This is a genomic window from Azospirillum sp. B2RO_4, assembly GCF_051124815.1.
GTDB lineage: Bacteria > Pseudomonadota > Alphaproteobacteria > Azospirillales > Azospirillaceae > Azospirillum.
Genome location: NZ_CP118488.1, coordinates 407681 through 428230, shown reverse-complemented (window position 1 = coordinate 428230; position 20550 = coordinate 407681). Strand labels below are relative to the sequence as shown.

14 protein-coding genes are annotated in these 20550 nt (G+C 67.0%); 6 read left to right on the top strand and 8 right to left on the bottom strand.

The annotated features are described in order from the left end of the window. Nucleotides 1-22: 22 nt before the first annotated feature. The 3 genes from PWS46_RS22565 to PWS46_RS22555 are packed head-to-tail and all read left to right on the top strand — an operon-like array spanning nt 23 to nt 2931. Nucleotides 23-559 carry a tripartite tricarboxylate transporter TctB family protein gene (locus PWS46_RS22565; protein ID WP_434623099.1) on the top strand — a complete coding sequence of 179 codons (537 nt, stop codon included), beginning with the start codon at nt 23-25 and terminating at the stop codon, nt 557-559. A gap of 51 nt (nt 560-610) precedes the next feature. Beyond that, on the top strand, nt 611-2137 hold the full coding sequence (locus tag PWS46_RS22560) for a tripartite tricarboxylate transporter permease (protein ID WP_434623097.1): 1527 nt from the start codon (nt 611-613) through the stop codon (nt 2135-2137). A gap of 17 nt (nt 2138-2154) precedes the next feature. Next, on the top strand, nt 2155-2931 hold the full coding sequence (locus PWS46_RS22555) for an SDR family NAD(P)-dependent oxidoreductase (RefSeq protein ID WP_434623096.1): 777 nt from the start codon (nt 2155-2157) through the stop codon (nt 2929-2931). A gap of 91 nt (nt 2932-3022) precedes the next feature. Here PWS46_RS22555 and acnB read toward each other — a convergent pair whose 3' ends face one another. Together acnB and rraA are read right to left on the bottom strand one after the other, a co-directional pair. After that, on the bottom strand, nt 3023-5614 hold the full coding sequence (gene acnB, locus PWS46_RS22550) for a bifunctional aconitate hydratase 2/2-methylisocitrate dehydratase (protein WP_434623095.1): 2592 nt from the start codon (nt 5612-5614) through the stop codon (nt 3023-3025). A 202-nt stretch (nt 5615-5816) separates the two neighbouring features. Then, complete coding sequence (gene rraA / locus PWS46_RS22545) at nt 5817-6362, bottom strand: ribonuclease E activity regulator RraA (RefSeq protein ID WP_434623094.1); 546 nt, start codon at nt 6360-6362, stop codon at nt 5817-5819. 204 nt (nt 6363-6566) lie between these two features. On the opposite strand from rraA, the gene PWS46_RS22540 reads away from it, so the two are divergent. Further along, nucleotides 6567-6944 carry a hypothetical protein gene (locus PWS46_RS22540; protein ID WP_434623093.1) on the top strand — a complete coding sequence of 126 codons (378 nt, stop codon included), beginning with the start codon at nt 6567-6569 and terminating at the stop codon, nt 6942-6944. A gap of 272 nt (nt 6945-7216) precedes the next feature. Here PWS46_RS22540 and PWS46_RS22535 read toward each other — a convergent pair whose 3' ends face one another. Further along, entirely contained in the window at nt 7217-8125 is a 909-nt protein-coding gene (locus PWS46_RS22535) for a MurR/RpiR family transcriptional regulator (protein WP_434623092.1), read from the bottom strand. Nucleotides 8126-8520: 395 nt separating this feature from the next. Between PWS46_RS22535 and pflB the strand changes: the two genes are divergently transcribed. Next, the gene (gene pflB / locus PWS46_RS22530; RefSeq protein ID WP_434623091.1) at nt 8521-10806 is read left to right on the top strand and encodes a formate C-acetyltransferase; all 2286 of its coding nucleotides are present in this window, start codon (nt 8521-8523) and stop codon (nt 10804-10806) included. A 185-nt stretch (nt 10807-10991) separates the two neighbouring features. Next, entirely contained in the window at nt 10992-11753 is a 762-nt protein-coding gene (gene pflA, locus PWS46_RS22525; protein WP_434623090.1) for a pyruvate formate-lyase-activating protein, read from the top strand. Nucleotides 11754-11775: 22 nt separating this feature from the next. Here pflA and PWS46_RS22520 read toward each other — a convergent pair whose 3' ends face one another. The 5 genes from PWS46_RS22520 to nifJ form a co-directional block, all read right to left on the bottom strand. After that, nucleotides 11776-13299: an FAD-binding oxidoreductase gene (locus tag PWS46_RS22520; RefSeq protein WP_434623089.1), complete on the bottom strand. Its 1524-nt coding sequence runs from the start codon at nt 13297-13299 to the stop codon at nt 11776-11778. 104 nt (nt 13300-13403) lie between these two features. Beyond that, nucleotides 13404-14468 (bottom strand): LacI family DNA-binding transcriptional regulator, encoded by a 1065-nt coding sequence (locus PWS46_RS22515; protein ID WP_434623088.1) that lies wholly within the window; start codon nt 14466-14468, stop codon nt 13404-13406. A 49-nt stretch (nt 14469-14517) separates the two neighbouring features. Continuing rightward, nucleotides 14518-14814 carry a hypothetical protein gene (locus PWS46_RS22510; RefSeq protein WP_434623086.1) on the bottom strand — a complete coding sequence of 99 codons (297 nt, stop codon included), beginning with the start codon at nt 14812-14814 and terminating at the stop codon, nt 14518-14520. Nucleotides 14815-14879: 65 nt separating this feature from the next. After that, the gene (locus PWS46_RS22505; protein ID WP_434623085.1) at nt 14880-16385 is read right to left on the bottom strand and encodes a tagaturonate reductase; all 1506 of its coding nucleotides are present in this window, start codon (nt 16383-16385) and stop codon (nt 14880-14882) included. A 308-nt stretch (nt 16386-16693) separates the two neighbouring features. Beyond that, the gene (gene nifJ / locus PWS46_RS22500) at nt 16694-20227 is read right to left on the bottom strand and encodes a pyruvate:ferredoxin (flavodoxin) oxidoreductase (RefSeq protein WP_434623532.1); all 3534 of its coding nucleotides are present in this window, start codon (nt 20225-20227) and stop codon (nt 16694-16696) included. Nucleotides 20228-20550: the final 323 nt, after the last annotated feature.

Below are 20550 nucleotides of genomic sequence, written 5' to 3'. Positions count from 1 at the left end.
TGTCGGTTGAGGAGACCGGACCATGAGCAACCCGCCCGCCGGGAGCGAACGCCCCGGCTCCAGCGATGAATCCAGCGACGCCATACCCTTGACGACGAAGATCGCGAATCTGGTGATCTCCGTGGTGCTGATCGCGATCGCCGCGTCGGCCATCGTCGCGACCTCCGACTTTCCGAAAAGCATGCTCGCCGCCGATGTCGGCGCCGCGCGCTTCCCGATCATTCATTCCGGCGCGCTGATCCTGCTGTGCCTGATCCTGATCGCCAATACGCTGCGCGCCCCCACCGCCCCCGCCGCCGATGGGCAGACGCGGGTCGGCATTGCCGGCTATGCCGGTGTCGCGCTGGGCATGCTGGCGACCGCCGCCTGCATCGCAGCGATGGAGCATGTCGGCTATGGCCCGGCCACCGCCGTCTACATGGCGGTCATCATGGCGTTGATGGGACAGCGCAGCCCGGTCTGGAATCCGGTGCTCGCGGTCGGAGTGACCGCGCTGATCTATGGCGTCTTCCATTATGTGCTGCAGGTGCCGCTGCCGGTGGGGAGCCTGTTCGAATGACCCCCGTTCCCCACTCCGTCGCCACCCCCTGCCCGGTGGGAGACAGCCGCCATGCATGAACTCGACCTTCTGATGGGCGGCTTCGCCACGCTGGCCTCCAACCCGCTGGCTTTGCTGCTCGCCCTCGTCGGCGTGGCGCTGGGCATCGTCATCGGTGCCCTGCCCGGCCTGACCGCGACCATGGGCGTTGCCATCCTGCTACCCTTCACCTTCGGCATGGACCCGGTATCCGGTCTGCTGATGATTTCCGGCGTCTTCTTCGGCGGCGTCTATGGCGGGTCGGTGACGGCGATCCTGCTGCGCATTCCCGGCACCCCCGCGGCGGCGGCCACGGCGATGGACGGGTTCGAACTGACCAGGAAAGGCATGGCCGGGGTGGCGCTCGGCACGGCGACGCTGTCCTCCTTCCTGGGCGGAACCGCCAGCATCATCGTGCTGATCTTCATGGCCCCGATCCTGGCCGGCTTCGCCCTTGAGTTCAGTGCGCCGGAGAGCTTCGCGCTGGCCGTCTTCGGGTTGAGCATCATCGCCAGCATCTCCGGCCGCTCGGTCATCAAGGGCCTGATCGCCGGCTTCCTGGGGCTGCTGATCGCGACCGTCGGCATGGACCCGATGGACGGATTTCCCCGCTTCACCGGTGGCTATACCGAGCTGTTCAACGTCCCCTTCATCCCCGTGATGATCGGCCTGTTCGCCGCGGCCGAAGCCTTCAAGACGCTGGAGGATCCGAAGGTCCGCCTGGGCATGGCGGCGGCGTTGGGCCGCATCCTGCCGGATTGGCCGACCTTCCGCCGGATCCTCGGCACGGTGGCGCGTTCCTCCGGCCTCGGCATCGTGATCGGCATCATTCCGGGCGCCGGCGCCGATATCGCCGCCTATGTCGCCTATAACGAGGCCAAGCGGTTCAGCCGGACGCCGGAGAATTTCGGCAAGGGCGAATTGGCCGGTGTCGCCGCGTGCGAAGCCGGTGCCAACGGCTGCACCGGCGGCGCGCTGCTGACCATGCTGACGCTGGGCATTCCGGGCGATGCGGTGACCGCGGTGATGCTCGGCGCCCTGACGCTGCAGGGATTGCAGCCTGGACCGCTGCTGTTGAAGGACCATGCGGATCTGGTGTTCACCCTGTTTGCCGGCATGCTGTTCTGTTACCTCGCCATGCTGGTGGTCGGGCTGGCCTCCCTGCGCTTCATGGGCCGGGTCCTGCAGATGCCGAAGTCGGTGCTGACGCCGGTGATCCTGGTCCTCTGCATTGTCGGCACCTATGCCATCAACAACAGCCTGTTCGACATCGGGATCATGCTGGCGGCGGGTGTTGCGGGATACTTCATGCAGAAGTGGGACTTCCCGGCGTCCCCGGTGGTGCTGGCACTGATCATGGGGCCGATGGCGGAGGCCAATTTCCGGCGGGCGCTGTCGCTGTCGGGAGGAAGCTATGACTTCCTCTACACCCGTCCGATCACCGTCGTGCTGCTGTCGGTCGCCATCCTGACCCTGCTGCTGCCGCTGGTGAAGCGCTGGCGCGCGCACCGGGTGGAGAGCCGCCGGCCCGGCGCCGCCGGTCCCCTGAATCAAGCCTGACAATAAGGAACCTTTTCATGTTCGACGATCTGAAGGGCCGCCGCGTCCTCATCACCGGCTCGACGCAGGGGATCGGGCTGGCCGCGGCCCGGGCATTCGCCCGCTGCGGCGCCAAGGTCGGCATCAACGGCCGTAAGGCGCCGGCCGATCTCGGCTCCACCCTGGCCGCGATGGAGCAGGCAGGCGGCGAGGCGGCCTTCTTCGCCGGCGACCTGAGCGACAGCGCCACCTGCAAGGCGGTGGTGGATGCCTTCGTCGAGCGGTTCGGCGGCATCGACGTGCTGATCAACAATGCCGGCGGGCTGGTTGCCCGCAAGCCGCTGGAGGAGATCGACGACGAGTTCTTCGACGCAGTGACCGACCTCAACGCCCGTTCCGCGCTGATGACCACCAAGCACGCCCTGCCCCATCTGCGGCAGTCGGCGAAGGACAGCGGGCAGACCGCATCGGTGATCCTGGTCGGATCGGTCGCCGGATACACCGGCGGCGGGCCGGGCGCCGGGCTGTATGGGGCGGCCAAGGCGTGGCTGCACAACATCCAGAAGAACTGGGTCGCCTTCCACACCAAGGAGGGCATCCGCTTCAACACGGTGTCGCCGGGTACCTTCGATACCGCTTTCCATGCCGACAAGGACGAAGCCGCCAAGGCCCGCATATCGACCGGGATCCCGATGGGCCGCTTCGGCAAGCCGGAGGAATGCGCGCCGACCTTCCTGTTCTTCGCCTCCCACGCCTGCTCGGGCTACATCACCGGGCAAATCCTGGACGTGAACGGCGGCCAGTTCATGCCGTAAGTCACACCGACGTTTCAAAAGCACTCACCAAAAGAAAACCCCGCCGGAGCGATCCGGCGGGGTTTTCTATCTTTGTCGCTCTATACGGCTATTACGCCGGCACGGCGACCTTGTCCGCGACTTCCTGGAAAGCCGGGATCTGGTCGAAGTTCATGTAGCGGTAGACGTCGGCAGCGGCCTTGTTCACCACGCCGACCTGGGCCAGATACTCCTCGTTGGTCGGGATCTTGCCCAGCAGCGCCGCGACGGCAGCCAGTTCGGCCGACGACAGGTAGACGCGGGTGTCGATGCCCAGACGGTTCGGGAAGTTGCGGGTCGAGGTCGAGATGGCGGTAGACCCCTTGCGGACCTGCGCCTGGTTGCCCATGCACAGCGAGCAGCCCGGCATCTCCATGCGGGCGCCGGCCTTGCCGAGAGTGGCGTAATAGCCTTCCTCGGTCAGCATCATCGCGTCCATCTTCGTCGGCGGGGCGATCCACAGGCGGGTCGGGATGTCCGACTTGCCGTTCAGGATCTTCCCCGCGGCGCGGAAGTGGCCGATGTTGGTCATGCAGGAACCGATGAACACCTCGTCGATCTTGTCGCCGGCGACCTCGGACAGCGTCTTCACGTCGTCCGGGTCGTTCGGGCAGGCCAGGATCGGCTCCTTGATGTCGGCCAGATCGATCTCGATCACCGCGGCATACTCGGCGTCGGCATCGGGCTTCAGCAACTGCGGATCGGCGATCCACGCCTCCATCGCCTTGATGCGGCGCTCCAGGGTGCGCGCGTCGGCGTACCCGTTGGCGATCATCCACTTCATCAGCGTGATGTTGGAGGTCATGTACTCGATGATCGGCTCCTTGCTGAGCTGCACGGTGCAGCCAGCCGCCGAACGCTCGGCCGAGGCGTCGGACAGCTCGAACGCCTGCTCGACCTTCAGATCCGGCAGACCCTCGATCTCCAGAACGCGGCCGGAGAAGATGTTCTTCTTGCCCTTCTTCTCGACCGTCAGCAGGCCGGCCTTGATCGCGTAGAGCGGGATGGCGTTGACGAGGTCACGCAGGGTGACGCCCGGCTGCATTTCGCCCTTGAAACGGACCAGCACCGATTCCGGCATGTCCAGCGGCATGACGCCGGTGGCGGCGGCGAAAGCGACCAGACCGGAACCGGCCGGGAAGCTGATGCCGATCGGGAAGCGGGTGTGGCTGTCGCCGCCGGTGCCGACGGTGTCCGGCAGCAGCAGGCGGTTCAGCCAGGAGTGGATGACGCCGTCGCCCGGACGCAGCGCGACGCCGCCGCGGGTGGAGATGAAGTCCGGCAGCTCGTGGTGCATCTTCACGTCCACCAGCTTCGGATAAGCGGCGGTGTGGCAGAAGGACTGCATCACGAGGTCGGCCGAGAAGCCCAGGCAGGCCAGGTCCTTCAGCTCGTCGCGGGTCATCGGGCCGGTGGTGTCCTGCGACCCGACCGTGGTCATCTTCGGCTCGCAATAGGTGCCCGGACGGACGCCCTTGCCTTCCGGCAGGCCACAGGCGCGGCCGACCATCTTCTGGGCAAGCGTGAAGCCCTTGCCGGTGTCGGCCGGGGCGGCCGGCTGGCGGAACAGGGTCGACGGGGCCAGACCCAGCGCCTCGCGGGCGCGGGCGGTCAGGCCACGGCCGATGATCAGCGGGATACGGCCGCCGGCACGCACCTCGTCGAAGATCACTTCCGACTTCACGGTGAACTCGGCGATGACCTCGCCGTTCTTCAGCGCCTTGCCTTCATACGGGCGCAGCTCGATGACGTCGCCCATCTCCATCTGGTTGACGTCCAGCTCGATGGGCAGGGCGCCGGCGTCTTCCATGGTGTTGTAGAAGATCGGGGCGATCTTGGTGCCCAGGCAGACGCCGCCGAAGCGCTTGTTCGGAACGAACGGAATGTCCTCGCCCGTGAACCACAGCACCGAGTTGGTGGCGGACTTGCGCGAGGAGCCGGTGCCGACCACGTCGCCGACATAGGCGATCAGGTTGCCCTTCTGCTTCAGCGCTTCCAACTGCTTGGTCGGGCCGCGCTGGCCCGGCTCGTCGGCCTCGATGCCCGGACGCGGGTTCTTCAGCATCGCCAGCGCGTGCAGCGGGATGTCCGGGCGGCTCCAGGCATCGGGGGCCGGCGACAGGTCGTCGGTGTTGGTCTCGCCCGACACCTTGAAGACGGTCAGGGTCATCGACGCCGGGACTTCCGGACGCGAGGTGAACCACTCGGCATCGGCCCAGGACTGCAGCACCGCCTTGGCGTTGGCGTTGCCCTTGTCGGCCAGCTCCTTGACGTCGTGGAAGAAGTCGAAGACCAGCAGGGTCTTCTTCAGGCCTTCCGCGGCGGCGGCGCCGCATTCGGCGTCCGACAGCAGGTCGATCAGCGGCTGGACGTTGAAGCCGCCGAGCATGGTGCCCAGCAGTTCGGTGGCCTTGACCTTGGAGATCAGCGGCGAGCTGTCGTTGCCCTTGGCGACGGCGGCCAGGAAGCCGGCCTTGACGCGGGCGGCATCGTCGACGCCGGCCGGAACGCGGTGGGTGATGAGGTCGAGGAGGAAGGCCTCCTCGCCCGCCGGCGGGGCCTTCAGCAGGTCGATCAGCTCCGACGTCTGCTTCGCGGTGAGGGGCAGGGCCGGGATTCCGAGGGCGGCGCGTTCGGCCGCGTGCTGGCGATAGGCTTCGAGCACGGCAGGGTTCCTCATAAATGAAAGGCCGGCCCTTGGATGGGAACCGTGAGACGGCCCGCTTGAACTCAGGTCGGGTTTATATGCCCGCTTAAATGAAAGTGCAAGGGGGCGCCCCGCTTACGTGAAGCGGGCAGGTCGAAGCAGCCATTCTTTTTGCACTGGTATTACCGGCGCTTGGTATGACCACTTTGCCAACCCCGCTTTACTTCAACGCGGCGGCCTGCTCCGGCGTCAGCAGGACGATGCCGTCCTCGTCGGCGAACAGGATGTCGCCGGGGCGGACCGCCGCACCGGGCAGTTCGACCGGCACATCGACCAGCCCCTGGTCGCGGCGGGTGGAGGCGCGCGGGATCGACGCCAGCGCCTTGATGCCGAGCGGCAGGGTCGCCAGTTCGGCCACGTCGCGGACGCAGCCCCAGATCACCACACCGGCCCAGCCGTTCTTGACGGCCGATGCGGCGATCATGTCGCCCATCAGGGCACAGCGCAGGCTGCCGGCGCCATCGACCACCAGGACGCGGCCGGCGCCGGGGGTGGCGAGCAGTTCCTTCACGCGGGAATTGTCCTCCAGGCACTTCACGGTGACGACCTCGCCGGTGAAGCGGGTGACGGCGCCGAAGTCGCGGAAGCCCGGCAGGACATAGCGGGCATCGTCCTTGAAACGGTCGAACAGGTCGCAGGTCGGGGTGAAGGCGGTGGCGGTCTGATCGGTGCTCATCTGATCGGTGCTTATCTGATCGGTGCTCATGGGGGCTTGCTCCGCAGCGTGAACGGTGCAGGGACTTTCTCCCGTCACCTCTTGCGCCAAAGGCGGGCGGGAGGCAAGGGCGGCGCACCGCGACGGCGGCAGGTCGGCGAACATGACGCAGGAGGCTTGCCGAACGTGCAGTCGACGCCACCCTGGCCGGCGCCCATATTTCCGGAAAGACGAATAGAAACCGTGGTGTCCTCCATGAACACGCCGAAGATTGCCGCCGCTGGCGCGGCCGGTGCGCTGACCCTTCTGGTCTCGGCCTGCGCCGCCGTCATCTCCCCCCCGCCGGTGGCGCAGCCCGACCCGGCGGTGCTGAGCGCGCTGGAACGCTACTCCGCGGGCGAGTGCAACCCGCAGACCGCGGCGGTGCTGACGGGGATGCATGTTCCGGCCGGCGATATCCGCGGCCTGAGTTACGGCCTCTACCGCGACGAATTCCGCGACGCCATCGTCCGCTGGGACGCCTGGGTCTATCTGAAGGACCAGCCCGGCTCCCTGGTGGTCACGCTGGACGAGGATTGCCGTCCGATCCAGGTCTACGCCCGCGGCGGGGCGACGCTGCCGGGCAGCCGGTGAGGCTACCACTCGACAGGGTGGACGGCCGGGCGGATGGAACAGCGTGGAACAGGATCCCGGCTGTCGTTCCATGTTGCAACGCTCCGCCCTTCCGATGGGAAGAACGTCGGGTGGATGGAACGTCGTGAAACATGATTCCTGCCGCTGTTCCATCTGACCGGCCTCCGCATGCGGGTGGGAACCGCCGGATTTTACAGGACTTTCGTCCTTTCTGGCGTATTTGTTGAAAGGGACGCTGCCTGCGGCCCTGCCCCATGAACCTCTGACCTGTCTTAACTATCGCCGGTCCGTGCCGACACCGTTTCAGACACGGCCTCCGAAACATGGGCGTCCACGGCGCGGTCGTGGCGTTTCAGCCGTTCCTGCAACGTGTCGCCCATGCGCAGGGCCACGGCGATCGACAGGATGTCGCCCAGCACCAGATGGGCGATGCGGACGGTCATCGGCGAATGGATGTCGAAATCGTCGGCGATGTCGGCGACCAGGCTGACCGTCGCCATCTCCGCCAGCGGCGAGCCGGAGCGGGTCAGCGCCACAACGTCGGCGCCGGCCTTGCGGGCGTTCCGCACCGCGTCGAGGATGTCGCGGGTGCGGCCGGTGCTGGACACCGCGATCACCGCATCGCCCTTCGCCAGCGTCAGGGCGGAGGCGAAATAGACGTGGGAGTCGGTGTAGGCGACCGTCGGCATGCCCAGCCGGAAGAACTTGCGCTGGATATCCTCCGCCACCGTGCCGGAATTGCCGGAGCCGTAGAACTCGATACGCCGCGCCGCGGCCAGGACATCGGCGGCGCGGTCCACCGCCTCGGCCGGCAGATTGTTGCGCACCTGCATCAGCGTGGCGATGGTGCGGTCGAACAGCTTGCCGGCCAGAACCGACCCCGGCACCGTCCCGGCTATCCCGCCGTCGGCCTCCAGTCCCAGACCCGCGGACAGGTCCTGGTGCAGGAAGGGCATGCCGCCGGCGATGTCCTGCGCCAGCTTGATCTTGAACTCCCGGAAGCCGCGGCAGCCGAGAGCCGCGCAGAAACGCGCCACCGTCGGCTCGCTCACCCCGACCCGGTCGGCCAGTTCGGCCATCGACAGGTTGATGACGTCGCCGGGATGGGCCATCGCATAGTCGGCAAGCTTGCGTTCCGAAGGCCGGATCTGGTCGCGGACGGCGGCGATTCTCGCCAGCATTTGGGGGCTCTCCCTTCTGATTGCGGGTCAGCCTAGCACATGTAGCAAAGCTACATATACAGCGCTGCGAACGACCGATTCCGTCGCCCGGCAGCGGCGTCCTTTCCGAGCCTTTCCAACCCGCTGAGCCTTGCCCTGCGACAAAATGTCGAGCCGGTTTGCCTTGTCCGGATGCCCGTCCGAGAGTATGTAGTAAAACTACAGAACGGGCGCAAACCACGGCATCCATCCTTGGCATCCGCCGTCCACCGCCCGGCCTGAAAATATGACGTGTATCAACGAATCCGGCGCCCATTGCGCCTATGCTTCCAATCGCCCCGCCGGTTCGCGGGCACCACGAGACTGCCGACACGGCCTATGATCCGCGCCGACGTCTGAATCTCTGAGGAGTCATCATGGACACCCTGCTGATGGACGGACTTGCCCAGACTACGGAGCAGCAGTCCGCCGCCGACCCCTGGCGCGGTTTCGCCCCGGGCGTCTGGCGCCGCTCGGTCGACGTCCGCGATTTCATCCAGCGCAACCTGTGCCCCTATGAAGGCGACGCCGGCTTCGTCGCCGGTCCCACCGCCCGCACCACCGCGCTGTTCGCCAAGGTCACCGACCTGCTGAAGCAGGAACGCGCCGCCAAGGGCGGCGTTCTGGACGCCGACACCGAAGTCTTCGCCTCCATCACCTCACATGCCGCCGGCTATATCGACCGCGAGCTTGAGGTCATCGTCGGCCTGCAGACCGACAAGCCGCTGAAGCGCGCGATCATGCCGTTCGGCGGCTGGCGCATGGTCAAGACCGGGCTGGAGGCCTACGGCTACACCCCGTCGCCCAAGCTGGAGGAGGTGTTCCCGTCGCTGCGCAAGACGCACAATGACGGCGTGTTCGATGTCTACACGCCCGAGATGCTGCGCTGCCGCAAGTCCGGTGTCATCACCGGCCTGCCCGACGCCTATGGCCGTGGCCGCATCATCGGCGACTATCGCCGGCTGGCGCTCTACGGCGCCGATTTCCTGATCAAGGACAAGAAGACCCAGCTCGCCTCGCTGGAGGTCAGCCGGATCGACGAGGACGTCCTGCGCCTGCGCGAGGAGATCTCCGAACAGATCCGCGCGCTGAAGGAGTTGGTCGAGATGGCCGCCTCCTACGGCTTCGACGTCAAGCGGCCGGCCGCGACGGCGCGGGAAGCGGTGCAGTGGACCTATCTGGCCTATCTCGCCGCGGTGAAGGAAGCCAACGGTGCGGCGATGTCGCTGGGCCGCGTGTCCAGCTTCCTCGACATCTACATCGAGCGGGATCTGCGCGACGGCGTCATCACCGAGGCGGAAGCCCAGGAGATGATCGACCATTTCGTGATGAAGCTGCGCATGGTCCGTTTCCTGCGCACGCCGGAATATGACCAGCTGTTCTCGGGCGACCCGACCTGGGTCACGGAATGCCTGGGCGGCATGGGGCTGGACGGCCGGACGCTGGTCAGCAAGACCAACTTCCGCATGCTGCAGACCCTGCACAACCTGGGTCCGGCGCCGGAACCGAACCTGACGGTCCTGTGGTCGGAGAAGCTGCCGGACGGCTTCAAGCGCTTCTGCGCCGACACCTCGATCAAGACCTGCTCGGTCCAGTACGAGAACGACGACCTGATGCGCGGCTATTGGGGCGACGATTACGGCATCGCCTGCTGCGTGTCGGCGATGCGCATCGGCAAGCAGATGCAGTTCTTCGGTGCCCGCGCCAATCTGGCCAAGACGCTGATGTACGCCATCAACGGCGGCAAGGACGAGGTTTCGGGCGAGCAGATCGGCCCTGCCTTCGCCCCGATCACCGGCGACGTGCTGGACTATGACGAAGTCATGGCCCGCTTCGAGCCGATGATGGAGTGGCTGGCCAAGGTCTATATGAACGCGCTGAACGCCATCCACTACATGCACGACAAGTACATGTACGAGCGGATGGAGATGGCGCTGCACGACCGCGACATCCTGCGCACCATGGCCTGCGGCATCGCCGGCCTGAGCGTGGTGGCGGACAGCCTGTCGGCGATCAAGCATGCCAAGGTGAAGGTCATCCGCGACGCCAGCGGCCTCGCCACCGACTTCGAGATCGAAGGCGACTATCCGGCCTTCGGCAACAACGACGCCCGGGTGGATGACATCGCGGTGTGGGCGGTCGAGCGCTTCATGACGGCGCTGCGCAAGCAGAAGCCCTACCGGAACGCGATGCCGACGCAATCGGTGCTGACGATCACGTCGAACGTCGTCTACGGCAAGAAGACCGGCAACACGCCGGACGGCCGCAAGGCCGGCCAGCCCTTTGCGCCGGGTGCCAACCCGATGCATGGGCGGGACCGGAAGGGCGCCATCGCGTCGATGGCCAGCGTGGCGAAGCTGCCCTATTCGCACGCGCAGGACGGCATCAGCTACACCTTCACCATCGTCCCCGGCGCTCTCGGCCGGACGGAAGACGAGCGGGTGAGCAATCTGGTCGGCATGCTGGACGGCTATGCCCACCAGGGCGGCCACCACATCAACGTCAACGTCTTCGACCGCGAAACGCTGCTGCACGCCATGGACCATCCGGAGCTGTATCCGCAGCTGACCATCCGGGTGTCCGGTTACGCGGTGAACTTCATCAAGCTGACGCGCGAGCAGCAGCTGGATGTCATCAGCCGGACGTTCCACGACAAGCATTGAGGGGGTTCCCTCCTGCCCCCAGGCGAAAATCCCCTCTCCCCGGGGGGAGAGGGTTAGGGTGAGGGGGGCGCGCGGCGAGGATTCTCAAGAAAGTACGGCATGTGCATCCCCCTCACCCCGGCCCTCTCCCCGGGGGGGAGAGGGGGATTCTGTGCGCAAAGAGTTTTGAAATCGGACCCTGACTTATGACACCCCCCCTCCCCCAAGCACGCCCCGGCCCGGTTTCCGGCTGGATCCATTCGGTCGAGACCGGCGGCACGGTGGATGGGCCGGGAATCCGCTATGTGCTGTTCATGTCGGGTTGCCCGCTGCGCTGCCTGTACTGCCACAATCCCGACACCCAGCACATGCATGACGGGACGCGGACGACCTCGACCGAAGTCCTCGAAGACATCGCGCTCTATGCGGAATTTCTGAAACGCGCCCATGGTGGGCTGACGCTGAGCGGCGGCGAACCGCTGGTGCAGCCGGAATTCGCCGCCGCCATCCTGCGCGGGGCGAAGGCGCTGGGCATGCACACCGCGCTCGACACCTCCGGCTTCCTCGGCAACCATGCCGACGACCATCTGCTGGAGGACGTCGATCTCGTCCTTCTCGACATCAAGGCGTTTTCCGAAAAGACCTACCGCCACCTGACCGGCGTTCCGCTGCGCCCGACGCTGGAGTTCGCCGAACGGCTGGCCGGAATGAACAAGCGCATCTGGCTGCGCTATGTGCTGGTCCCCAACCTGACCGACGACGCGGCCGAGATCGACGGGCTGGCGGAGTTCGTCGCCGGGCTGGGCGTGGTCGACCGGGTCGACGTGCTGCCCTTCCACAAGATGGGCGAGCATAAGTGGAAGGCATTGGGGCGCAAATACACGCTGACCGACACCGAACCGCCCTCGCGCGAACTGGTGGAGCGGGTGCGGGGGCAGTTCCAGGCGCGGGGGCTGCGGGCGGATTGAACCCGCAGCCGTCCTGCCGTGATTACGCCGGGCGGATCGCCTGGGCGAAGGTGAAGAGCATGGTCGGATCGACCGCCTTCTTCACCTGGGACAGCTTGGCGAGGTTCTCGCCGTAATAGGCCCGCTGCCAGTCGGCCAGCGACGGGTCGGGAAAGTTCTGGAAGGCGCCCTGCGCCCTGGTGCGGCGGTTGACGTCGTCATAGAAGCGCTGCTGCCACTCCAGCGCCTGCTCGATCAGCAGGACGGAATCCGTCGGCCGCCACCAGTTGGCCTCGACCGTGAACAGCCAGTCATAGCCGCGGTGGACATAGGCGGTCTCGGTCGGGCCGACGCGGTTGATGGCGCCGCCGACCTGGAAGAACTTGAAAGACACCGGCATTGATGTGGCAGGCATCTTCGCCGCCCAGTCGAACATCGCGGCGATCGCCTCGTCGCCGATGTCCGCCGCCTTCATGTAGCTGGATTTTTCCTGGTAGTAGTAGGGGAAGGTCGTTTCGGTCAGGAAGTCCTGACCCGTCCAGTAGGGAACATTTTCTTCGATCTGCGACTGGCTCTTGTCGATCAATTCCCAGGTGGATTTGAAGATGTCTTTCAGCGTCAGGTTGGATTTGTGCAGCTGGCCGAGGATCGACAGCTTGAGCGGCGCGTTCGCGCAACGCTGCTGCCAGCTGGGAATGGTGACGCTGATCTTGCTGCCGAACTCGTCGGGGGCCGCCGCCAGTTCGGTCAGCAGGAGCTTCAGAACCTTCGGCAGATCCTTGGACCAGACCAGATTGAACACCGTCACCGGCTCCGCCGGGCGGGTCTCCAGGGTGAAGGAGGTGTTGATGCCGAAATTGCCGCCGGCACCGCCGCGGCAGGCCCAATAGAGCGCGGATTCGGTGGTGGCATCGGCCTTGACGTGGCTGCCGTCGGCCGTCACCAACTCCGTCGCGCGCAGCAGGTCGGACGCCATGCCGAACTTGCGCATGTTGAAACCGATGCCGCCGCCGAGCAGGAAGCCGGCCGCACCGACCGAATCGCAGCGCCCGTGCGTGATGGTGCGGCCCAGCCGCTCCATCTGCTTGTAGACGTTGGAGTTCAGCGTGCCGCCCAGCACCCGGACCAGCCCGTCGGAGCCCGCCACCGGCTCAGCCCCCGCCATCAGCGTCATGTCGACCAGCAGGCCGGGCGTGGTGGAGAAGCCGGCGTAATTGTGCCCGCCGGAGCGCACGGCGAAGGGCATGGCCTGCTCCTTCACCCACTTGATGCAGGCCTGGACGTCGGTCGCGCTGGCGCAGCGGGCGATGCCGGCCGGCAGGGTGGCGCCGTAGCGCAGGTTGTTGGGGCGGCAGACATCGGCGAAGAACGGATCCTCCGGCCGCAGCACCCCGCCCTTCACCGCCTTCGCCAGATCGGACCAGGCCGACGGCGGCGGGCAAAGCCCCCCGCCCGCCTCCGCCGCCAGCGCGGAGCCCGGCATCAGCCGGACCGCGGCGGCCGCACCGGCGAAACGGCCGGCACCGACAAGGAAATTGCGGCGGGATGACTGCAGTCCGAGCAGCATGAGCCTGTCCACCCTGGGTCAATGGTTGTGTTTGTTGATGGTCATTATCCGAATGATAACAAACATCGTCAACCAAACACGCCCATGGGGTGAACTGACCTTCTCTACCCGTTCCTGAGCGGACGGGTGCTGCCGCGGATCACCAGCTCGCAGTCCAGGTTGTGGTGCTTCGGCGTCACGCGGACTCCATCCAATGCCGCCAGGATCTGGGTGGCGCTGAGCCGGCCGATCTCGCGCTGGGGCGGGCGGACGGTGGTCAGCGGCGGCGGGCAGGAGTTGCTGAAGGGCAGATCGCCGAAGCCCACCACCGCCAGATCGTCGGGCACGCGCAGGTCGCGGCGGGTGACCTCGAACAGCACGCCCAGCGCCAGCGCGTCGTTGGAACACACCACGCCGTCGATGTCGGGATGGCGGGTCAGGATCTCGTCGATCAGCCAACGGCCGACCTCCGTCGTCGCGGCGTCGGGGACGGTGAAGTCGATGGGTTCGTGCAGGCCGCGGCGCATCACCTCCGCCTCATAGCCGTCGGTGCGGCTGCGCACGCGCAGGTCCTGGCTGGCGGCGGCGCCGATATAGGCGACCTTGCGGCTGCCCTGGTCGTAGAGGTGGCTGGTCTGCAGGCGGCCGACCTCGAAATGCGAGAAGCCGACGCTGATGTTGACCGCTTCGCCGGGATGGCCGGGCATGTCCCACATCTCCACCACCGGCACGCCGCAGGAGGCCAGCATGGCGCGGGTCCGTTCGGTGTGGTGGAAACCGGTCACCACCATCGCCGCCGGCGACCAGGCGAGGAAGGCGCGGATCAGGCTTTCCTCCTCCTCCGGACTGAACTCGCTGACGCCCAGCAGGGTCTGGTAATGCGCGGCCTGGAACATGCCCTGGAGCGTGTTGTAGGTCTCGGCGAAGAAGGAGTTCAGGATCGACGGCAGGATGACGCCGACGGTGCGGCTGCGCGCGGCGGCGAGGCTACCAGCGACCAGATTGGGCACATAACCCATCTCGTCGATCACCCGCGCGATGCGTTCGGCGAGGTGGCGCGACACCGATTCCGGCCGGCGGAGAAAGAGCGAGACGGTGCTGGGCGACACGTCGGCGGCGGCGGCCACGTCGGTCATCGTCACCCGCTGGGTGCCGCGGCGCGTCCGCTTCCGTGTTTCGATCGTCTGCATCGTCGGTCTTCCTCACGCATCAGGGGGCCTTGCGCTTCCCGGGGGCCGGTCAGTGCCGCGTCGGCAACTCGGCGAGCGCAAGGACGGCCAGGGACTCGATCGCGTCGTGAACGAGCTGGTAGGCGGCCTCGATCCGGCAGAGCGCACGGTCGCATTCGTCGTCATCGTCGCGCGTCTCCTGCCGGACGGCCCGGAACAGGGTCAGCGCTTCGCGGCCGATGATCCTATGGCAGGCCTGCAGACCGCAATCCTCTTGCAGCGCGAGCGGGATATGCAGCAGGCGATGGCGCAGCACGGCCGCATCAAGTTCCAGTTCGGCGATCCGCCGGGTCAGAATGGGTGTCATCGATGTCATGCCCGGCGGGGCGCATCCGGATGGACACGCCCCGCCTCCCTGTCACGGCAGCCGGATCAGCCGGCAACCAGTTCCGCCATGGCGGCCTTCATGCCCTTCGCCTCGATGGCGGCGAGGCTGTCGGCCACCCGCGCGGCAAGGCCGGGGATGGCGGTCAGGTCCTCCTTCCACAGGCGCGCGTCGGACAGGACGGCGTCGACCAGGGCCTTTGGATCATCTGCGTTGGCGGCCCAGGCGGCGCTCATGGCGGCGACCACGTCGGCATTGTCGCTGATCGGGTAGGACCCGGCCGCGCGTTCGCCGGTATAGGCGCCGTCGATGATAAAGCCGCGGTAGAAGCGCAGCAATGCCGCCAGCGAGAAGGACAGGCCGGCCGGGGCCGAGCCGTTGCGGACGACCGCATCCTTCAGGCTGGGCAGGACGCGCACCTGCCACTTCGACACCGAGTTCAGCGTGATCGAGATCAACTCATGCCGGATATAGGGGTTGCCGAACCGCTCCATGATGGTGCGGGCGTAGTCCTGGCGCTCCGCCTCCGGCAGCGGGACGTAGGGGACGATCTCCTCGAACATGACTTTGTTCAGGTAGGCGGAGACGGTCGGGTCGTCCATCATCGACTTGACGGTGTCGAGACCGGCGCAATAGGCGGCCAGCGCGCTGGCGGTGTGGGCGCCGTTCAGGATGCGGACCTTGCGGGTGCGGTAGGGCTGCAGGTCGTCGGTCCACACCACGTTGAGGCCGGCCTTGTGCAGCGGCAGTTCGTCGGCCAGATGGGCCGGACCTTCGATCACCCAGACATGGAAGGGCTCGGCGGCGACGGCCAGCTTGTCCTCGTAGCCCCACTTGGCGCCGAGGGCGGCTGCCTCGTCCTTCGGATAGCCGGGGACGATGCGGTCGACCAGCGTGTTCAGGAAGTGATTGTGCGTCTCCACCCAGTCGGCGAAGCCGGGTTCCAGGCCCCAGCGCTTGGCGTGGGCCAGCACGATGCGCTTCAGGTTGGTGCCGTTGGCCTCGATCAGCTCGCAGGGCAGGAAGACCAGACCGCTGTCGGCGGTGCCGCCCAACGCCGTGTAACGGGCGTGCAGCAGGGCCGCGACCTTGGCCGGGAAGCTGTCCGGACAGGCGCCGGGGGCATAGGCCTCCTCGCGGTCGGCGATGCCGGCCTCGGTGGTGTTGGAGACGAAGAAGCGGAGCGCCGGGGACGAGGCCAACTCGACCATGCGCGCCCAGTCGGCGTAGGGGTTCAGCGCTTCCGAGACGCAGGAGACGACCCGGCGGGATTCGACCTCCCGCCCGTTCTCGATGCCGCGCAGCAGGACGGTGTAGAGGTTGTCCTGCGCCTTCAGCAGCGGGGCGATGCCCTGGTCCAGCGGCTGGGCGATGGCGACACCGGCTTTGGTCAGCCCCTGGCCGTTGGCGACATCGACCATCCAATCGACGAAGCCGCGCAGGAAATTGCCGTCGCCGACCTGGAGGATGGTCACGGGCAGGGTCGGAGCGCCATCGGTGTGGGCGACGTCGAACGCGCCACCGGCAAGCTGGTCACGGGTCAGGGAACGCATGACTTGGCATCCTTACGGGAGCTGAAGATCGGGGCCCGGTGCATCGGAGGCAGGCGCGGGCGGTGGGTTAAATATACTAATATATTAATGAGTGGGGCAAGGGGAAAAGGTTGCGGCATTGTGGTTGGAGGTGGTTGAGCGGATGCCCCCTCCCCATCCCTCCCCCGCCCTCGGCCGGCCAGGGGCCGGTCCGATCGCGGGAGAGGGGGTTAGGACGCTTGGCGGAGAGGTTTCTGCGCGAAGCTGCTGCAGTCCCCTCTCCCTCGAAGAGGGGGAGGGTTAGGGAGGGGGCAATCGAAGCCGACGCCCTACTCCTTGAACCCCGCCATATGCTCGAACAGGTGGCGCTTGCGGCGGATCTCCGCCTCGGCCTCGTCCAGCAGCGCGTGGTAGCGCTCGGGGTTGGCACGCTCCACCGCGCTGAAGCGGGACTCGCCGGCCATGAAGGCGGCGAGGCCGGCGGAGGGGGCGCCGCTGTCCAGTTGCAGGGCGGTCTTGCCGTCGGCAAGCCGGCGAGGGTCGCGGCGGTAGAGCGACCAGTGGCCGCTCTCCACCGCCAGCTTCTGGTGCTCCAGCCCGTGCGACAGCTCGTAGCCATGGGCGACGCAATGGCTATAGGCGAGGACCAGCGACGGGCCGTGGTAGGACTCGGCCTCCATCAGGGCGTTCAGCGTGTGGCTGTCGCGGGCGCCGAAGGCGGTGCGGGCGACATAGACATGGTCGTAGGCCATCGCCATCAGCCCCAGATCCTTCTTGGCCGCCGACCGGCCGGCGGTGGCGAACTTGGCCGAGGCGCCGATGGGGGTGGCCTTGGACTGCTGACCGCCGGTGTTGGAATAGACCTCCGTGTCCATCACCAGGATGTTCACGTCGCGGCCCGAGGCCAGCGCGTGGTCCAGCCCGCCATAGCCGATGTCGTAGGCCCAGCCGTCGCCGCCGATGATCCACACGCATTTGCGGACCAGATAGTCGGCCAGCCGTTCCAGCCGGCGGGCGAGCGGGTCCTTCAGCGACGCGAGTTGCGCCATCAGGGTGGCAACGCGGGTCCGCTGGGCGGCGATGCCGGCGGAGTCATGCTGGTCGGCCTCCAGCAATGCGGTCACCAGTCCGGGTTCCAGTTGGGCCGACAGCAGCGCCAGCGTGTCGCGCGCCTGTTCGGCCATGCCGTCGATGGCGACGCGCAGGCCGAGACCGAACTCCGCATTGTCCTCGAACAGCGAGTTTGCCCAGGCCGGGCCGTGGCCGCTGGCGTCGGTGGTGTAGGGGGTGGTCGGCAGATTGCCGCCGAAGATCGACGAGCAGCCGGTGGCGTTCGCCATCACCATGCGGTCGCCGAACAGCTGGGTCAGCATCTTGATGTAGGGCGTCTCACCACAGCCGGCGCAGGCGCCGGAGAACTCGAACAGGGGTTCGAGAAGCTGGCTGTGCTTGACGGTGACCGGCACCGACTCGCGCGGGATGGCAGGCAGGCTGCGGAAGAAGTCGAAGGCCTCCTGCTGGCCGGCCAGCGCCTGGACCGGGCGCATCTCCAGCGCCTTGCGGCCGCCCTTTTCCTTTTCTGGGCCATCTTTCTCTTCCGCCGGACAGACGGCGACGCAGAGCGTGCAGCCGGTGCAGTCGGCGGGCGAGGCCTGCAAGCGATAACGCCCGCCGGGGAATTCGCGACCCTTGTAGGGGATGGTCTCGAAGCCGGCGGGCGCATCGGCCAGCGCCGATTCCGGTACCACGGTGGCGCGGATGGCGGCATGCGGGCAGACCAGCACGCACTTGTTGCATTCGATGCAGAGGTCGGCGTTCCAGCCCGGCGCCTCCGCCGCGATGTTGCGGTGCTCATATTTGGAGGTGCCGGTCGGCCATGTGCCGTCCACCGGGAAAGCGGACACCGGCAGCCGGTCGCCATGGCCGGCGATCATCATGCCGGTGACGCGCTTGACGAAATCGGGAGCCGTTTCGGGAACGGGGGCCGGGCGGTCGTGGTCGGCGGTGACATGGTCGGGCACCGGAATGGCGCGCAGATGGGTCAGCGCCTGATCGACGGCGGCGATGTTGCGCGCCACCACCTCCCCGCCACGGCGGGCGTAGGTCTTGGCGATGGCCGCCTTGATCTCGGCGATGGCGTCCTCGACCGGCATCACGCCGGACAGTTTGAAGAAGCAGGTCTGCATGATGGTGTTGACGCGGCGGCCGAGCCCGACCTCGCGCGCCACCGCGCCGGCGTCGATGGCGTGCAGCGACAGCCTGCGTTCAATGCAGAGGCGCTGCACCTCCGCCGGCAGGGCATCCCACACCTGCTGCGGCGTGCCGGGGGCGTTCAGCAGGATGGTGGCGCCGGGGGCGGCCATCTCCACCACCTCCACCCGCTCCATCAGCGGAAGATGGTGGCAGGCGACGAACTGGGCCCGGCCGATCAGGTAGGGCGCGCGGATCGGGTCCTTGGAGAAGCGCAGGTGCGAGACGGTGGTCGAGCCTGACTTGCGGCTGTCATAGACGAAATAGGCCTGGGCGTGGCCGCCGGTTCGGGACTGGATGATCTTGAGCGAGTTCTTGTTGGCGCCCACCGTGCCGTCGGCGCCGAGGCCGAAGAAGACGGCGCGGGACACGCCCGGCTCCTCCACGCCCCAACTCGCATCCCAGGGGATCGAGTGGTGCGTGACGTCGTCGGTGATGCCGATGGTGAAGCGACGCTTCGGACGGTCGCGGCCAAGTTCGTCGAACACCGCCTTCGCCATGGCGGGGGTGAATTCCTTGGACGACAGGCCGTAGCGGCCGGCGATCACCACGGGGTCAATGGCGGACGGGTCGGCGGCGCGGGCCTCCGCCAGGGCGGCGACCACGTCGAGATAGAGCGGGTCGGCGACCGCCCCCGGCTCCTTGGTGCGGTCGAGCACGGCGATGCGGCGCACGGTCGGCGGCAGGGCGGCGACGAAATCGGCGATGGCGAAGGGGCGGAACAGGCGGACGGTCAGGCAGCCGACGCGTTCCCCCTCCCCCACCAGCCGGTCGACCGCGCCGTTGCAGGTCTCGGCCCCAGACCCCATGACGATGACCACCCGCTCCGCCTGCGGATGGCCGTGATAGTCGAACAGGTGGTAGACGCGGCCGGTGCGGGCGGCGAGCTGGTCCATCATTTCCTGCACGATGGCCGGACAGGACTCGTACCAGGGGTTGGCGGCCTCGCGGGCCTGGAAGAAGACGTCGGGATTCTGCGCCGTGCCGCGGACGACGGGATGGTCGGGCGTCAGGCCGCGGCGGCGGTGGGCGTCGACGCAAGCATCCTCGATCAGGGCGCGCAGATCCTCGTCGGCAAGAGGCTCGACGCAGTTGAATTCATGCGAGGTGCGGAAACCGTCGAAGAAATGCAGGAAGGGCACGCGCGCCCGCAGGGTGGCGGCATGGGCGACCAGCGCCAGATCGTGGGCCTCCTGCACATTGGCCGAGGCCAGCATGGCGAAACCGGTCTGGCGGCAGGCCATCACGTCGGAATGGTCGCCGAAGATCGACAGCGCATGAGTCGCCAGCGTGCGCGCCGCGACATGCATGCAGAAGGGCGTCAGCTCTCCGGCGATCTTGTACATGTTGGGAATCATCAGCAGCAGGCCCTGCGACGCGGTGAAGGTCGTCGCCAGCGCGCCCGCCTGCAACGCGCCGTGGACCGCACCGGCGGCACCGCCCTCCGACTGCATCTCCACTACCTGGGGCACGGCACCCCACAGATTGGGCCGGCGCGCCGAGGACCATTCGTCGGCGAATTCCCCCATCGGCGAACTGGGCGTTATGGGGTAGATCGCGATGACGTCGCTGGCTCGGTAAGCCACCGAGGCCGCCGCCTCGTTGCCGTCCATGATGCGGATGGCGGCGGCCGGCCGGGATGAGGCGGTGGAGGTTGGGCTCTGGGTCATGCCGGAAAAATCCTCTCTGCTGGCGACGGTCGTCTCCATGGCCACGTCTTCGATGACGGGACGGCTCTTTGAAAAGCCGGCGGAAAACGGCTGTCGACCAGGGGGAATGGTCCATCCGGAGCGGGCCGGACACATTGACCCGCGTCAGTCGGACCCGGAATTTCCGGGCGACGCCGTTCTGCGCTGCACAAGCGTCTGATATATTACTTTTGCAAGGAAGAGCCCACATTGTCGCAGTGCAGCATTTGGTGAAAGCTCAGCGTTGC

Bases quoted from the DNA above. Each gene is read 5' to 3' on its own strand.
- pflB (WP_434623091.1), top strand. From the start codon at position 8,521: ATGGACACCCTGCTGATGGACGGACTTGCCCAGACTACGGAGCAGCAG.
- PWS46_RS22535 (WP_434623092.1), bottom strand. From the start codon at position 8,125: ATGCTGGCGAGAATCGCCGCCGTCCGCGACCAGATCCGGCCTTCGGAA.
- nifJ (WP_434623532.1), bottom strand. From the start codon at position 20,227: ATGGACGGCAACGAGGCGGCGGCCTCGGTGGCTTACCGAGCCAGCGAC.
- PWS46_RS22540 (WP_434623093.1), top strand. From the start codon at position 6,567: ATGAACACGCCGAAGATTGCCGCCGCTGGCGCGGCCGGTGCGCTGACC.
- PWS46_RS22555 (WP_434623096.1), top strand. From the start codon at position 2,155: ATGTTCGACGATCTGAAGGGCCGCCGCGTCCTCATCACCGGCTCGACG.
- rraA (WP_434623094.1), bottom strand. From the start codon at position 6,362: ATGAGCACCGATCAGATAAGCACCGATCAGATGAGCACCGATCAGACC.
- PWS46_RS22515 (WP_434623088.1), bottom strand. From the start codon at position 14,468: ATGCAGACGATCGAAACACGGAAGCGGACGCGCCGCGGCACCCAGCGG.
- PWS46_RS22520 (WP_434623089.1), bottom strand. From the start codon at position 13,299: ATGCTGCTCGGACTGCAGTCATCCCGCCGCAATTTCCTTGTCGGTGCC.
- pflA (WP_434623090.1), top strand. From the start codon at position 10,992: ATGACACCCCCCCTCCCCCAAGCACGCCCCGGCCCGGTTTCCGGCTGG.
- PWS46_RS22565 (WP_434623099.1), top strand. From the start codon at position 23: ATGAGCAACCCGCCCGCCGGGAGCGAACGCCCCGGCTCCAGCGATGAA.
- PWS46_RS22505 (WP_434623085.1), bottom strand. From the start codon at position 16,385: ATGCGTTCCCTGACCCGTGACCAGCTTGCCGGTGGCGCGTTCGACGTC.
- PWS46_RS22510 (WP_434623086.1), bottom strand. From the start codon at position 14,814: ATGACACCCATTCTGACCCGGCGGATCGCCGAACTGGAACTTGATGCG.
- PWS46_RS22560 (WP_434623097.1), top strand. From the start codon at position 611: ATGCATGAACTCGACCTTCTGATGGGCGGCTTCGCCACGCTGGCCTCC.